Source organism: Sphingobacterium sp. GVS05A (genome assembly GCF_019969845.1).
Taxonomy (GTDB): Bacteria; Bacteroidota; Bacteroidia; order Sphingobacteriales; family Sphingobacteriaceae; genus Sphingobacterium.
Genome location: NZ_JAHXYR010000004.1, coordinates 17,156 through 31,702, shown reverse-complemented (window position 1 = coordinate 31,702; position 14,547 = coordinate 17,156). Strand labels below are relative to the sequence as shown.

The 14,547-nt window shown below is 37.7% G+C and carries 10 protein-coding genes; 4 read left to right on the top strand and 6 right to left on the bottom strand.

Annotated features, from left to right (window positions below):
* Positions 1–52: 52 nt before the first annotated feature.
* On the bottom strand, positions 53–1,429 hold the full coding sequence (gene mgtE / locus LC454_RS10700; RefSeq protein ID WP_120260594.1) for a magnesium transporter: 1,377 nt from the start codon (positions 1,427–1,429) through the stop codon (positions 53–55).
* 806 nt (positions 1,430–2,235) lie between these two features.
* On the opposite strand from mgtE, the gene LC454_RS10695 reads away from it, so the two are divergent.
* Positions 2,236–4,923 carry a hypothetical protein gene (locus tag LC454_RS10695; RefSeq protein WP_223582206.1) on the top strand — a complete coding sequence of 896 codons (2,688 nt, stop codon included), beginning with the start codon at positions 2,236–2,238 and terminating at the stop codon, positions 4,921–4,923.
* Here the strand turns inward: LC454_RS10695 and LC454_RS10690 are convergent.
* The 3 genes from LC454_RS10690 to sppA all read right to left on the bottom strand — a co-directional run bounded on the left by LC454_RS10690 (position 4,920) and on the right by sppA (position 9,093).
* On the bottom strand, positions 4,920–5,762 hold the full coding sequence (locus LC454_RS10690; RefSeq protein WP_223582198.1) for an endonuclease/exonuclease/phosphatase family protein: 843 nt from the start codon (positions 5,760–5,762) through the stop codon (positions 4,920–4,922). The two genes, LC454_RS10695 and LC454_RS10690, sit on opposite strands and share 4 nt — an antisense overlap.
* Before the next feature lie 262 nt (positions 5,763–6,024).
* Positions 6,025–7,215 carry a phosphoglycerate kinase gene (locus LC454_RS10685; RefSeq protein ID WP_223582196.1) on the bottom strand — a complete coding sequence of 397 codons (1,191 nt, stop codon included), beginning with the start codon at positions 7,213–7,215 and terminating at the stop codon, positions 6,025–6,027.
* Positions 7,216–7,326: 111 nt separating this feature from the next.
* Positions 7,327–9,093 carry a signal peptide peptidase SppA gene (gene sppA, locus LC454_RS10680; RefSeq protein WP_223582194.1) on the bottom strand — a complete coding sequence of 589 codons (1,767 nt, stop codon included), beginning with the start codon at positions 9,091–9,093 and terminating at the stop codon, positions 7,327–7,329.
* 122 nt (positions 9,094–9,215) lie between these two features.
* Between sppA and folK the strand changes: the two genes are divergently transcribed.
* Both folK and LC454_RS10670 read left to right on the top strand, forming a co-directional pair.
* A complete protein-coding gene (folK, locus tag LC454_RS10675) occupies positions 9,216–9,719 on the top strand; it encodes a 2-amino-4-hydroxy-6-hydroxymethyldihydropteridine diphosphokinase (RefSeq protein WP_223582192.1) in 504 nt (167 codons plus the stop codon).
* The gene (locus tag LC454_RS10670; protein ID WP_223582190.1) at positions 9,700–10,044 is read left to right on the top strand and encodes an Hpt domain-containing protein; all 345 of its coding nucleotides are present in this window, start codon (positions 9,700–9,702) and stop codon (positions 10,042–10,044) included. The genes folK and LC454_RS10670 overlap by 20 nt, the downstream gene beginning before the upstream one ends.
* Position 10,045: 1 nt before the next feature.
* Here the strand turns inward: LC454_RS10670 and pssA are convergent, their stop codons facing one another.
* On the bottom strand, positions 10,046–10,726 hold the full coding sequence (pssA, locus tag LC454_RS10665; protein ID WP_223582188.1) for a CDP-diacylglycerol--serine O-phosphatidyltransferase: 681 nt from the start codon (positions 10,724–10,726) through the stop codon (positions 10,046–10,048).
* Between the two features lie 166 nt (positions 10,727–10,892).
* Positions 10,893–12,392 (bottom strand): transcription termination factor Rho, encoded by a 1,500-nt coding sequence (gene rho / locus LC454_RS10660; RefSeq protein WP_223582186.1) that lies wholly within the window; start codon positions 12,390–12,392, stop codon positions 10,893–10,895.
* A 295-nt stretch (positions 12,393–12,687) separates the two neighbouring features.
* On the opposite strand from rho, the gene LC454_RS10655 reads away from it, so the two are divergent.
* A complete protein-coding gene (locus LC454_RS10655; protein WP_223582184.1) occupies positions 12,688–14,415 on the top strand; it encodes an MFS transporter in 1,728 nt (575 codons plus the stop codon).
* Positions 14,416–14,547: the final 132 nt, after the last annotated feature.

The following is a 14,547-nucleotide window of genomic DNA, read 5'->3' as shown; positions in this document are numbered from 1 at the left end:
GGCAAGCGTTATTTGCCCGATTCCCTCAATATAAATAAACCTTGAACGTATATTAAAGCAATACTCCTTTGAGAATTAGTGTGGCTACAGTAAAATATATTAAAAGGCCTGTAACATCCACAAGAGTTGATACAAATGGTGCTGATGAACTCGCAGGGTCGGCACCTAACCTCTTCATCACAAAAGGAAGCATAGATCCCATAAGCGAGCCCCAAAGGACAACACCTATCAAGGACAAGGAAATCACCAAAGCAACCAATACCCAGTATTCACCATAACTATGTGCAAAGGACTGCCAAGCCATGATCCTCAAAAAACCAAGGGCGCCCAAGATAAGCCCAAGCAATAGACCAGACAATATCTCCCTTCGCATTACCCGCCACCAATCCGAAAGAGTTACCTCCCCTAATGCCATCGCTTGTATAATTAATGTAGAAGCCTGCGAACCGCTATTACCACCACTGGAAATAATCACCGGCATTAACGCAAATAGCATGATTGCACTCGCCATTTGCTCCTCAAAATGTTCGATGACCGTTGCTGTCAATAATTGCCCTAGAAATAAAACAATCAACCAGCCCGCGCGTTTCTTAACAAGATTTTTGATGGAAACATCCAAATAAGGTTCATCCAAAGCCTCTGTACCACCAATACGTTGCATATCCTCGGTATACTCTTCATTGGCCACCCACAAGATATCATCTACTGTAATGATCCCAAGCATCACCCCCTGTCCATCGACAACCGGAAGCGCAACCCTATTATTCATACGGAAAATATTAATTGCTTCCTCCTGTGGGTCATAGGCATTCAAAGAAATTAATCGATAATCGATGAGATCACCCACAATTGTTTCGGGCTCTGCCATCAGCACATCTTTGATACGAATATCGTCAATCAATTTACCATTTGAATCTATGACATAAAGCACATCAATAGTCTCAGAATCCTTTCCATATCGACGAATATGCCCTAGTATTCTTTCGATACTCCAATGTGCTTTTACAGTAATATAATCTGGAGTCATCAAGCGCCCGACACTATCTTCGGGATAGCCCAATAAAGCCAAAGCTTCCACCCTATCCTTTGGCGGCAGGAGCAATATTAAATGCTTTATATCATCCTTCATTTCGGAGAAAAAAGAGGTCCGATCATCAGGCGGCAATTCGTTAATTAAAGCACTTATTTTAGCCTTAGAAAGCTTTTTAAAAATCCGATTTTGAGTGGGAAAATCAAGGATCCGAAAAACGTTTACAGCACGGTTCAAATTTAAGGATTCTATAAAGAGTGAACCATGTTCGGGTAACTCATCAATCAACTCCTCTACCTCAGAAATATTCAATTCATTTAGAAATTCTTCCAGCCCAACAAAATCACCATTCGCTATCAATTGTTCTATTTGACTTACCTGCATTTCCAGTTCTTCCATATCTTCCTTTCGATTTTAAAATCCTACATCGGTACAAAATTATATGTTACAAAAATCGCTTTTTTAAAGTAAATTCTGAATAAAAAAATAAATAATAAAAAGACCATAAAACTTCATTCATATTTTATCTTCAATGAACGAACAGCCGATTATCCGTTTTCCAAAATAAGACATTTTGTCACTACTACATATTCCATCCTGTGCACCACGATCCGATAAAAAAAACAGATAAAACGACCCATCATAAGAACACCATAGCTCGACCATCATCTTTACTAAAAAAAAGTAAAAAAGAAATTATCTGCACACCTCGCTTTTCCCATAAAAAACCTTCTCCCTTTCGTAAGCATAAAATTCGTACGCATAAAAAATGTCCAAATATTTTTCAGCAGCGGCTAACTTATAGCTGAATATTTGAGTATATTCGTCACGTGCTTGTTTCCAGTTGAATAACGAATTTCTACAGCCAAAGCAAGCATTTAAAACAAACTAAAAGCAATAAATAAACAACAAAAAACACAAACATAATAAAATCATAACTATATATAAATCAACATATTTAATAACTTATTAAAAACATAAGATTTATATAAAATCAAAATATCTAGCTAAAAAAAATAGCAATTCATAAATTAGCCATATATATGAAATATAAAAATATAATTTTCAATACATTAATAGTATTAATATCAACTATATCTTCAAAAAAAACATTTGCACAATTTTTTGAAGATAGTCAAGCCCCCTTAAGTCAGAAATGGTTTAAAATCGAGACACCAAATTTTAAACTCATTTTCCCTGAAGAGATGAAAGGTAAAGCCCCTACCCTAGCAAATCAGGTCCAAAACTCTTTGCGCACAACAAGTAGAAATTACAGAATAACGCCGCGACAGATCCCCTTCATTATACACAATACGAACCTACAGACAAACGGTTTTGTACAGTTATCTCCTCGAAAATCCGAGCTATATAGCACTGCTGGAGCCGAACCCGATAATCAAACTTGGTTACCCAATCTGATCCTCCATGAGTCTAGACATGTTAACCAGTTTGACAAATTGACAGGTAAATTAAGAGCTCCCTTTTTCGAACAATTGGCCTTGGCTTATTATGGACTTACAGTTCCTTCCTGGTTTTTTGAAGGCGATGCTACGCTGACTGAAACCATTTATTCTCGTGGAGGAAGAGGTCGATTGCCCTCTTTTGAAATGCCGATCAAAGCCAACTTCCAATCTAAACAGAACTATAGTTTCGACAAGTACTTGCTCGGATCCTTTAAGGATATTGTACCCAGTTACTACACAATTGGCTACTTGATGACATCAACACTGAAATCGGAACTGCCACCAAATTACGAAGCAGATTTATTTTCAGAGCTCAACAAACGTCCACTCTATCCTTATAATATCAACCGTGTATTGAAGAAAAAAATAGGTGGAAATAGCCGCAATTTATTCAACAAAACGATCACAAAATTAGACTCAATATGGGAGCAGAAAACAGCAAATTATTTAGCCCAAAATTACACTGAAATTTCCGGTCAAAATTATCGCTATTATAATAGCAATCTATTACCAAAATCAAATGGAAATTTGACTTATTTCATCAAGCAAAATCCCGAAAAAACAAACGCTATATATACGTACGACAACGATAAGAAATCGGAATCACAACTTGTAAAAACGGGTATCCAGTTGACCCCACATTTCGACATCAACAAGGAATATATTGTATGGGATGAACTCCGAAAAGATCCACGTTATAACAAGAGAACATATAGTGTCATCAACTTAATGAACCGGAAAACAGGGAAAATAAAAACCCTGACCAAGCAGTCTAGATATTACTCCCCTGTATTTAGCCCCGTAGACGAATCCATTGCTTGTATTGAAGTAGATCTATCCAACACAAGCTATCTTACACTTATAAGCCTTAAAAACGGCTCTGTACTCAAGCGGATAAAAACAGCGGATTCAGAACAGCTTCAACATCCCGCTTTTAACCCAACAGGAGACAAAGTAATTGCTATCCGCTTATCAGAAATTGGAACTGCGCTCTGCGAAATAGATCTCAAAAATGATAAAATCACAAACATCACCTCATGGGGCGATCAACAATACGAAAGACCACAATACCTTACAGGTATGGATATACTTGTCAAAGCTAACTTTAATGGTATTGATAACATTTACAAAATAAATCGTCAATCGGAAGCGAAACATCTCCTGACCAAAGCCCCATTCGGCGCTTTTAATCCTTTTTATGATAAAGAAACAAAGCAATTGCTTTTTAACAACTATCAATACAATGGCTATAAAATCAGCCAAACAAGTATAGATACGACCTTCGATATAAAACCAGAAACCGATTATTTTTCCCACTACTATGCTGATGCTGTAAAGAAAGACAGCATATTCAATATTGCTGCCACAGCACCAGATTCCAACCAGCATTACACCATTGAGCCATACAAGGGACTTGGACGAACGTTTAACTTCCATAGTCTTTCTTTAAGTAGTAGCAACTTTGAGAGTTTTGATAATTTCAAACCTGGCATTTTTTGGCTTTCAAATAACATTTTAAACACGACTCAAATTGCGCTTGGCTATGAATACGATACAGACATCAGAAAAAGTATTTATTCGGCCGAACTTACTTACAACAAATATTTTCCGAAATTCTCACTTCGCTACGAAAATAGAGGGCAAATTGCAGCAGCAAGCGTACCCAATAAACCAGACAGCAGTATAAGGTTCGATTGGAGAGAACATTACGTTTCCTCTCAAATTTCTATCCCCCTATCTTTTTATAGGCTTGATTACAATTATTCCACAGGATTCAATTTTGCAACAGCCTATTTGAAACGTTACAGCCTAAGTCGGAATGACCTCAAAAACTTTAATTACGAAACTGCATTTCCGTTAACGTACCAACTTTATTTCAACAGAAATGCCCGAATGGCAAATATGGATCAATACCCGCGATGGGGACAAAATTTCAGTATAACTTATAGGCACACACCTTTTGAAAACAAGGCCAAAGGTGAAATTCTATCTGCGAGAACAGTATTTTACCTACCTGGCTTTGTAAACAATCATGGATTTCAAATTCGCTTGAGTGCACAGGCGGGAACGGGAATTTATGAATACATTAACGATATCCCACTCGTCAGCGGGTTTAGTTATTACAAATATGAAAAGATAAAAAATACATTATTGGTCAATTATCGTTTTCCAATCGCCTATCCTGATTTTAGTATAGGATCACTAACCTATATAAAACGTATAAAAGGTGGTGTATTTGCAGACTATCAAAATATCCACAAACATAAAGAAGCGGCACCGAAGAGTTTTGGAGGATACCTTTCCTTTGATTTCAATGCCTTTAGATATCCATTGCCCGACTTTGAGTTTGTCGTAAAAGGAACCTACATCAATGATAATACAGCTACGCAGCGCGTCGTTCCAACAGTAAGTTTAAATTACACCTACTAAGGATGAATAGCCCAATTAAAATTAGCAGCTAGAGCATAATGATCTGACAAAGGTAAGCCCCTTAGATTCGTAAACAGATTATTTTCTATATTATAGTCACGTGCAGCCAACTTTAGATGACCGTTGCTACGGTAAAGAATCTTGTCTATTGACTCGCTCTGGTTGCCAATTGATAACATATGAGGAGGTTTGAATGCATGCTTCGCTTCTGGCACCAGTCCACCGTTTTGGAGTTCAACCCAACTGTCCACCAATGTGGTTGACTCCATAAAATCATGTAGATTATCATCACCGAAACTATAATGTGCATTAAAGTCCCCCATAACAATCAGTGCATTCTCGCCAGAGTTCTCACCTATATAATCGCGCAGCTGATTGAGATTGTCCCTTCTAGCATTAGAGGCTCGCCTATTGTTCTGAGCGTTTGCATGTACATTATAGACATCTAGCCATATCCCCGCAACTATTTCCACCTTGACCAAGGTAAAGCCTTTGGGTGTCAGAGAATCAGCTCCTGTGCGTTTTTTCCAGGGAACCCGGACTACATCTGACATCGGAAAACGAGACAGGGTATTCAAACCATCACCAAAAGGCACACGCCCCTTGGGTTTAGTCCGATAAGGGTGTTGGTTCCCCCCCGAATAAAGACTATTGTTATAATTGAAATCCTCCTGCACATTTACGATATCAAAAGGATTAATCTTTTTGCCTATTTCAGCAATACTCGTACTCCTGCCTGTAATTGCAGAAGAAATAAACCCTGGCAATCCCGCTACATTGTATGTCAACACCGAAAAAAAACCCGAACTATCTTTTTCTTTTTTGTGATTAGCATCCATCAATAAAACCTATATAATCATGTTTTGTTAAATTTAGCAAATACGGTAAACACTCACCAACACTATACAGATATTTAACAGATAATTGATTTAAATCTGACATTAACGAACGGATCTCAACCATAATAAATAGAAAGCTTTTTTCACAAGTCATTAGTTCCTACCACCATCAATAAAAAAACGCAATAGATTTAGGGCAGTCTTTCCTCATAAAAAAAGGGATAACTCAACGTTATCCCTTTTCAATATTCTGTTTGATTTATTAGTCTTCGAGTGCTTTTACACCAGGAAGAACTTTACCTTCCATATATTCTAATAGTGCTCCTCCACCTGTACTGACATAGCTAACATCTTCAGTCATACCAAATTTACTTACTGCAGCAGCTGAATCTCCCCCACCGATTAAAGAAAATGCGCCATTTTTGGTTGCTTCTACAACAGCATCAGCCACAGCTTTGGTACCCTTTGCAAAAGTATCAAATTCAAAAACCCCCATAGGTCCATTCCAAAGAACTGTTTTTGAATCTTTGATAATAGCCGCAAAATTCTTAGCAGACTCCTGTCCGATATCCAAGCCCTGAAGATCCGCAGGAATTTGATCATTTGGCCCGTCATATACATTTGCATCATTAGAAAACGCATCAGCAATTTGAGCATCTGTAGGAATAACAAGATTCACGCCTTTTTCTTTTGCTTTCTTTACCAATTCATTTGCGAGGTCAAGTTTATCCATCTCAACCAATGACTTACCAATTTCACCACCTCTTGCTTTGATAAAAGTATAAGCCATACCTCCACCGATCAGTAGGTTATCCACTTTATCCAATAAAGCTTCGATCAATTGGATCTTATCAGAAACTTTCGCTCCCCCCATAATCGCTGTAAAAGGTCTAACCGGATTATTCAAAACTTTCTCTGCATTCCCTACCTCGGCAGCCATCAAATAACCGCTATATTTAGCTGATGGAAAAAACTGTGCGACAATCGCAGTTGAAGCATGTGCTCTATGCGCGGTACCGAAGGCATCATTCACATAAACATCACCCAATTTTGAAAGCTTTTCAGCAAATCCTACATCACCTTTTTCCTCTTCTTTATAAAAACGTAGATTCTCAAGTAATAAAACTTGGCCAGCCTGCAATGCAGCAGCTTTTTCTACAGCTTCATTTCCAATACAATCATCGGCAAATTGAACTTCTGTACCTAATACCTTAGATAGATGAGCCACAATATGTTTTAATGAATACTTATCAGTAGGACCATCTTTTGGTCTTCCTAAATGGGACATCAATATCACGCTTCCGCCGTCGTTCAAAATTTTCTTTATTGTTGGAGCAGCTCCCTGAATACGATTATCATCCGTAATATTGAAATTTTCATCCAAAGGAACGTTGAAATCTACGCGAACCAAGGCTTTTTTACCTGCAAAATTTAAATCGTCTACTGTTTTCATTATGTAACTTTAATGTTTTAGGATCTGTCGTTTGCCAAACGAACAGCTAAATATAGAAAAAAGGCATTTATTTTCATCAAATAAATGCCTTTTTATCGGATTAAATTATCATTAATGGATTTCAACAGTATAAGGCAACCTTGCCTGAACCCCACTCTGCGCTGTCGCCTTCCGCATCACATCAAAATAACGATAGTATTCGCCCATTTGTTCTTTAGCAACCCAAGCCTGAACTTTTTCCTTTGAATTGTTCAATATTGAGGTAAACGGATCTTCCTTCGCAGGATATTGTGAAACTTTATACTTGCTTAGATTTGCCTTTTTAGCCGCCGCCTGAATGGCAACATCAAGATTACCCAGACGATCCACCAATTTGTTACTCAGCCCCTGTACACCCGTCCAAACGCGCCCCTGACCAATACTATCAACATTCGCCAATGGCATCTTTCTACCTTCGGACACAACTTTTGTAAAAGTAGTATACACTTTGTCAACCTCACGTTGGATAATATCCCTTTCTTCAGCGGTCAATGGGCGATCAAAAGTAGTCATCAAATCCGCAAACTTCCCTGTCTTTACACCATCGTAGTGAACGCCAATTTTATTGTTCATCAGATTTTGGAAATTAGGTATTACACCAAATACACCAATTGATCCGGTGATGGTCGTTGGCTCAGCAAATATGGAGTCAGCGGCAGCAGCAATATAATAGCCCCCTGAAGCCGCCACATCTCCCATAGAAACAATCACTGGTTTAACTTTTTTAGTCAAAATCACCTCCCTCCAGATAATATCTGAAGCAAGTGCCGAACCCCCAGGTGAATTCACACGCAGCACAACAGCCTTTACAGCATCATCCTCTCGCAGCTTCCGTAATTCTCTTGAAAATTTATCCCCTCCGATCTCACCCGGACGGGTACCTTCACCATCCACAATCTCACCAACAGCATAAAGTAGAGCTATTTCAGATCCGCTGGCATCATCCTTCACCTTTTTATTGTAATCTAACAATGAAACAAAAGATATCTCATCCTTCTCGCCTATCTTCAATCGCTTTCTTAAATCAGAGAGCAGTTCGTCCTTATAGATCTTAGCATCAGCAAGCTTATAACGTACCGCATCATCAGCATTCCTAACCAGATAATCATTGGCTATACCACGCAATGAATCTGCCGGAATATTCCTACTTGTCGCGATTTCATTGATAAAAGTATCATATATACTTCCCAGGTACGATGTTACCTGCAAACGGTTTGGATCACTCATCTTATTTAGGAAGTAAGGCTCCACTGCGCTCTTAAACGTCCCAACTTTCACAATCTGCATCTCAACCCCAACTTTGTCCAATAGGTCTTTGTAAAACATTGTCGAACTAGAAAGACCCCTAAAATCTATGGTGCCTTGGGGATTGACATATACCTTATCTGCAATACTGGCTACATAATATGCTTTTTGATTATACCCCGCATTGTAGGCAACAACAAATTTCCCTGTTTTTTTAAACGCTAACAGTTCATCGCGTACAGCCTTTAAACTTGCAAAACCAGTACCGATACTACCCGCATCCATATAAATCCCCTTAATATTCGCATCTGTTGCCGCATACCTTATTCTTGCTAGAATATCATCCAACCCGATACTCTTGGTAGAATAACCCGGAAAATTTAAGCTTCCAAAGGGATTATTGTCATTCCGTTCATTAATATCATAGTCAAAGGATAGAAACAGCACCGAATTGGTTTTGACAGCAACTTCCTGATCAGAGGAAGCAGAGCTAATAATCGCACCGATAATACCCATAAAAACAATAAACAAAATCACAAAAGATATAACAATCCCTGTAATCGTTGCCAATACATACTTAAAAAATGATTTCATATTTTATAATTAATTCCAGTTTATGCAGTTCTTGCAAAGGGAATGATTTATTTTACGCTAAAGGTAATGCAATATTTTTTATTCCCCCAGTATTTTATTTCATAAAGACTTAATTTAGCGACATGAACAAGATTTTTATATTATTGGGAACGAACTTAGGAGACCGCTTGCAACAACTCTCTTTAGCAAAACAATCCCTCGAACAACAGATTGGAATGATCTTGCAAGAATCCTCAATTTATGAAACTGCAGCTTGGGGAGTTGAAGATCAACCTTCATTCCTTAATCAGGTCATTCTAATAAGTTCACCGCTATCCGCACTTGAATGTTTAAATCTTACCCAAAAGATTGAATTAGATCTAGGAAGAGTACGACTGAAGAAATGGGGAGAGCGGGCGATAGACATTGATTTACTTTATTTCAACGACGAAGTTATCAATTACCCAAATCTGATTATACCACATCCTTTTATTGCAGAACGACGCTTTACACTGGAGCCCTTAGCAGAAATAGCCCCAACATACATACACCCTGTTTACAAAATAAATAATGTATCTTTATTGCATAATTGCAAGGACGAATTACACGTAAAGAAAATTAGCAACGATGAATCATATCGACATTGACCTGATCAACCAGAATATGTTTGACAATACAGATTTGATCAAACAATTTGTATCAATGTATCTTATCCAGACCCCAGTTGACTTAGACAACTTGCGAAATGCCTTAAATACAGATAATCATCAAAAAATTGCAGATGCAGCTCATCATATTAAGCCGACGATGGATTATATCGGAGCTTTCCACTTAAAAGCCAAATTTGAGAATTTGGAATTAAGTGCCAAAAATCAGGAATCCTTAGAAGGACTTAGGGCAACTTTTGAGGTGTTGGACATCGAAATGAAAGAACTGTTATTTGAACTCGAACAATATGAAAAAACGATCTAAGTTAGATCGTTTTTTTATTAAAATGCAATGCTGAAAGTATAAAATACAAAAGTAGAATAACTGGCAAAGCCATAAACTGTCCAATTGCAAATAAAACCAAAGTTAAGAATAGAAAAATAAAACGATATTTATTCGTCGTCCAGTCCATTGAACTAAATTTCATCGAAAACAGTCGAATCTCGCTAATCAACAAGTAGCTAGTCAGCAGCGCACTACAAATTAAAAATATTGGATTTATAACGAGTCCAGGATACTTATCAGCTATATAAGGCAATGAGAGAACATAAAAAGTATTCATTGGAGTATTAAGTCCAATAAAATCAGCCGTTTGTCGCTCATCCAAATTAAACTTAGCCAAACGTAATGCTGAAAATACCGTAACAATAAAACCTAGATAAGGAAATAAAGATCCACCGGGAAACACTTTTTGCAATAGTGTAAACATAATTACCCCTGGTAGAAATCCAAAGCTGACCATATCGGCAAGCGAATCCAGCTCTTTTCCAATAGGCGACTTTACATGAAGAAGCCTTGCGACCATACCATCAAAAAAATCAAATATTCCAGAAACAAGCACACATATAGTTACCGCTTTTATGTTGCCATCCAACGCCATCAGTACAGCGATACAACCACTAAAAAGATTGAGGCAGGTCAGCAGATTTGGAATATGTTTTTTCATCAATATTATATTTATGTACTTATTACAATTTTCAACGTAGCCACATTGTATGTATTAGCAGCTCAATAATATTTCAAAATTGAATTCTCTACCACATCATACGATCGGACACAAAAAAGCCATCATTTTAGTAAAATGATGGCTAAAATATTAAAATTTGATGGGATTACCCATTCATACTGATCAAAAATTCTTCATTTGATTTAGTACCACGCATTTGTCCTTGCAAGAATTCCATTGCTTCTGTAGAATTCATATCCGACAAGTGATTGCGAAGTACCCAAATACGTTGCAATGATTCTTTATCTGTCAATAGATCATCACGACGTGTACTTGACGCAGTAATGTCAATTGCAGGGAAGATACGCTTGTTCGCCAATTTACGATCCAATTGTAACTCCATATTACCCGTTCCTTTAAATTCTTCAAAGATCACCTCATCCATTTTTGAACCAGTATCTGTTAAAGCTGTTGCAAGGATTGTTAATGAACCACCGTTTTCGATATTTCGAGCCGCACCAAAGAAACGTTTTGGTTTATGTAGTGCATTTGCATCCACACCACCCGACAAGATTTTACCTGAAGCAGGAGCAACAGTATTGTAAGCACGTGCCAGACGAGTGATTGAATCCAATAGGATTACCACGTCATGACCACACTCTACCATACGTTTCGCTTTCTCCAATACAATATTAGCAATTTTTACATGGCGATCAGCAGGTTCATCAAAAGTAGATGATACAACCTCAGCACGCACACTTCTTGCCATATCTGTAACCTCCTCAGGGCGCTCATCAATCAACAAGATAATAAGGTATACCTCAGGATGATTCTTCGCAATTGCGTTAGCAACTTCCTTCAATAAATTTGTTTTACCCGTTTTTGGTTGAGCAACGATCAATCCACGTTGACCTTTACCAATTGGCGTAAACAAATCCATAATACGAGTTGAGTAGTTACCCATACCCATATCTAGATTTAAGCGCTCATCAGGGAATAAAGGTGTCAAGTAGTCAAAAGGCACACGGTCACGTACCTCTGCAGGATTCTGTCCGTTGATGGCCTCTACTCTAACCAATGGAAAATATTTCTCACCTTCTTTTGGAGGGCGAATACAACCACGAACGGTATCTCCTGTTTTCAAACCAAATAATTTGATCTGAGACTGTGATACATAAATATCATCTGGAGATGTCAGATAGTTATAGTCTGATGAACGCAAGAAACCATAGCCATCTGGCATAATTTCTAACACACCTTCATTAACGATAACATTGTCGAAATCTGTACCAGAAGAAGTATTTTCAGCTTTAGGAGTTTGAGGTGTTTTTTCAGGTTGGGAACCTTTATCTGTTGTAGGAGTAGTTTCTACTGCGGGACTGCTTTCCTCACTTTCAACAGTCTCACGTTTTCTGACAGTCACAGGCTCAACGGTCTTCACCGTTCTTACGCGCTTACGAGTGCGTTCACCCTGTTCCTGATTATCCTCCTCAACTTTAGCAACTTTTTCTACAGAAGCCGGAGCTGCTTCTTCTTCCCCACCGGTATTGCTAATTCTTTCTATTAATTCTTGCTTACGCAATTTATCAGCATCCGCGATACCGATCAACTTAGCAATCTCGCGCAATTCCGATACGAGTTTAGCGTTTAATTCGTTAATATCCATTAATGTGTTGTGTATGATTTTTGGATTTTCTTTTGAGCTTTATTCTGATTACACACCTAAGCTTGTTTCCTTGTTTAAGTGAATGAAGAACTTAATGATTTCTTTTAAACCCGAAGTGGATTAAATCTTGAGAACCTAGACAAAGAAAAAAACAAATTTTGTTATTTCAAAATATTTCAAAAAAAATATTTACTATTGTAGCTAGTAAAACGATTTAACGACATTTTTAGATTGAATTTTATATTTTTTTTCATAAGTTCGTACCTTTCAAAATTTAAGTTTTTAGATCCCTTATATGGAACAGCAACAAACTAAAACCAATTACCCCGCACTCTACACATTGATTATTGTGTTTTTCTTTTGGGGGTTCATTGCAGCGGGAAATAGCGTATTTATCCCATTCTGCAAGAATTATTTTCACCTAGATCAATTTCAATCGCAGCTCATTGACTTTGCTTTTTACACGGCCTACTACATTGGTGCATTACTCCTCTTTATCTTCAGTTCAATTGGCGGTAAAGACCTTGTTGGAAAATGGGGTTACAAAAAAAGTATCGTCTATGGTCTACTATTTTCTGCGTTGGGAGCAGCTGCAATGATTGTGGCGGTCGAGGTAAATTTATATATTGGAATGTTGTTGGGTCTATTTGTGGTTGCACTTGGATTCTCGTTGCAGCAAACAGCTGCTAATCCCTTCGCTGTTTTATTAGGTGACCCAAAGACGGGAGCATCACGTGTTAACCTTGGCGGTGGTATCAACTCATTCGGAACGACAATAGGACCATTGGTGATTGGTTTCTCGCTATTTGGAACATTTGAGCCGATCTCAGATTCAGAAATTGCTAATCTTCCTTTAAATAAAGTTGTATATCTATATGTTGGTGTTGGTTTGTTGTTTCTTTTGGCTGCAGCATTGTTCAATTTCAGTAAAAAAGTTCCAGCTGGAATTAGCAATGAACCCATGGAAAAGGCCAATAAGGCTTTACGTACCTTGATCATCATGACAGTTCTACTATTCGGTATGTTCACTCCAGTATTCCTAAGTTACAAAAGTGACCTTGCATTGCATATCGAACAGCTACATCAACAAGCATCAAGCCTCACTGACCAGCTACAAATCGATCAATTAAAAGCACATATTAAAGAAGTTGCCAAACCACTTGAAACACAACGTATGCTATGGTTAGCAGGCGCATTAATTGTTGTTATCGGGGGTTTACTTTTCTCCAACAGAAGCGCTAAAAAGAATCCTGAAGGCTGGGGAGCAATGAAATATCCGCAACTGGCTTTGGGAATGCTTGCATTATTTATCTATGTAGGTATCGAAGTTGCTATTGGAAGTAACTTAGGTGAGTTGCTTACTTTAAAAGAATTTGGCCACCTACAGTCTTCACAAATCACACCATATGTATCCATGTATTGGGGAAGTATGATGATCGGTCGATGGGCCGGTGCCATTACAGCATTCAACCTCAGTAAATCGGCTAAAAATGGATTACTGATTATTGTTCCTTTAATCGCTTTCTCGATTATAATTGGTGTCAATACACTTGCAGGTTTCGAAATGTCACACCTTTATTACTATGTGATCTGTATTATTCTGCAAATCATGGCTTTCTATCTAAGTAAAGAAAAACCTGCACGAACATTAATCATTTTCGGTTTATTTGGAATCATCGCTATGTTAATCGGCCTTTTCTCTTCAGGTACAATCGCGATTTATGCATTTTTATCAGGAGGACTTGCCTGTTCAATTATGTGGTCATCTATTTTCAGTTTATCAATCGTTGGTCTTGGAAAATATACTGCTCAGGGTTCAGCATTCTTAGTCATGATGATCCTTGGTGGTGGTGTCCTTCCTCCTATCCAAGGAAAATTGGCCGATCTTATTGGAATACACAACTCCTATATCCTACCATTAATCGGATTCTGTTATATCGTTTTCTTTGCTGTATTTGTCAAGGGAATTTTAACTAAACAAGGAATCAATATTGATGAAATCGAGGCTGAAGGAGCACATTAAAAGCATCAACTAATTGTAAATAGTACACTATTTAATCAATTTTATTAAACGACCCAAAAACTGGCTTAACGACACTGTTAAGCCAGTTTTTTTATATTATGAGCAAATTCATAAAATTTATTTTTTCAAAAA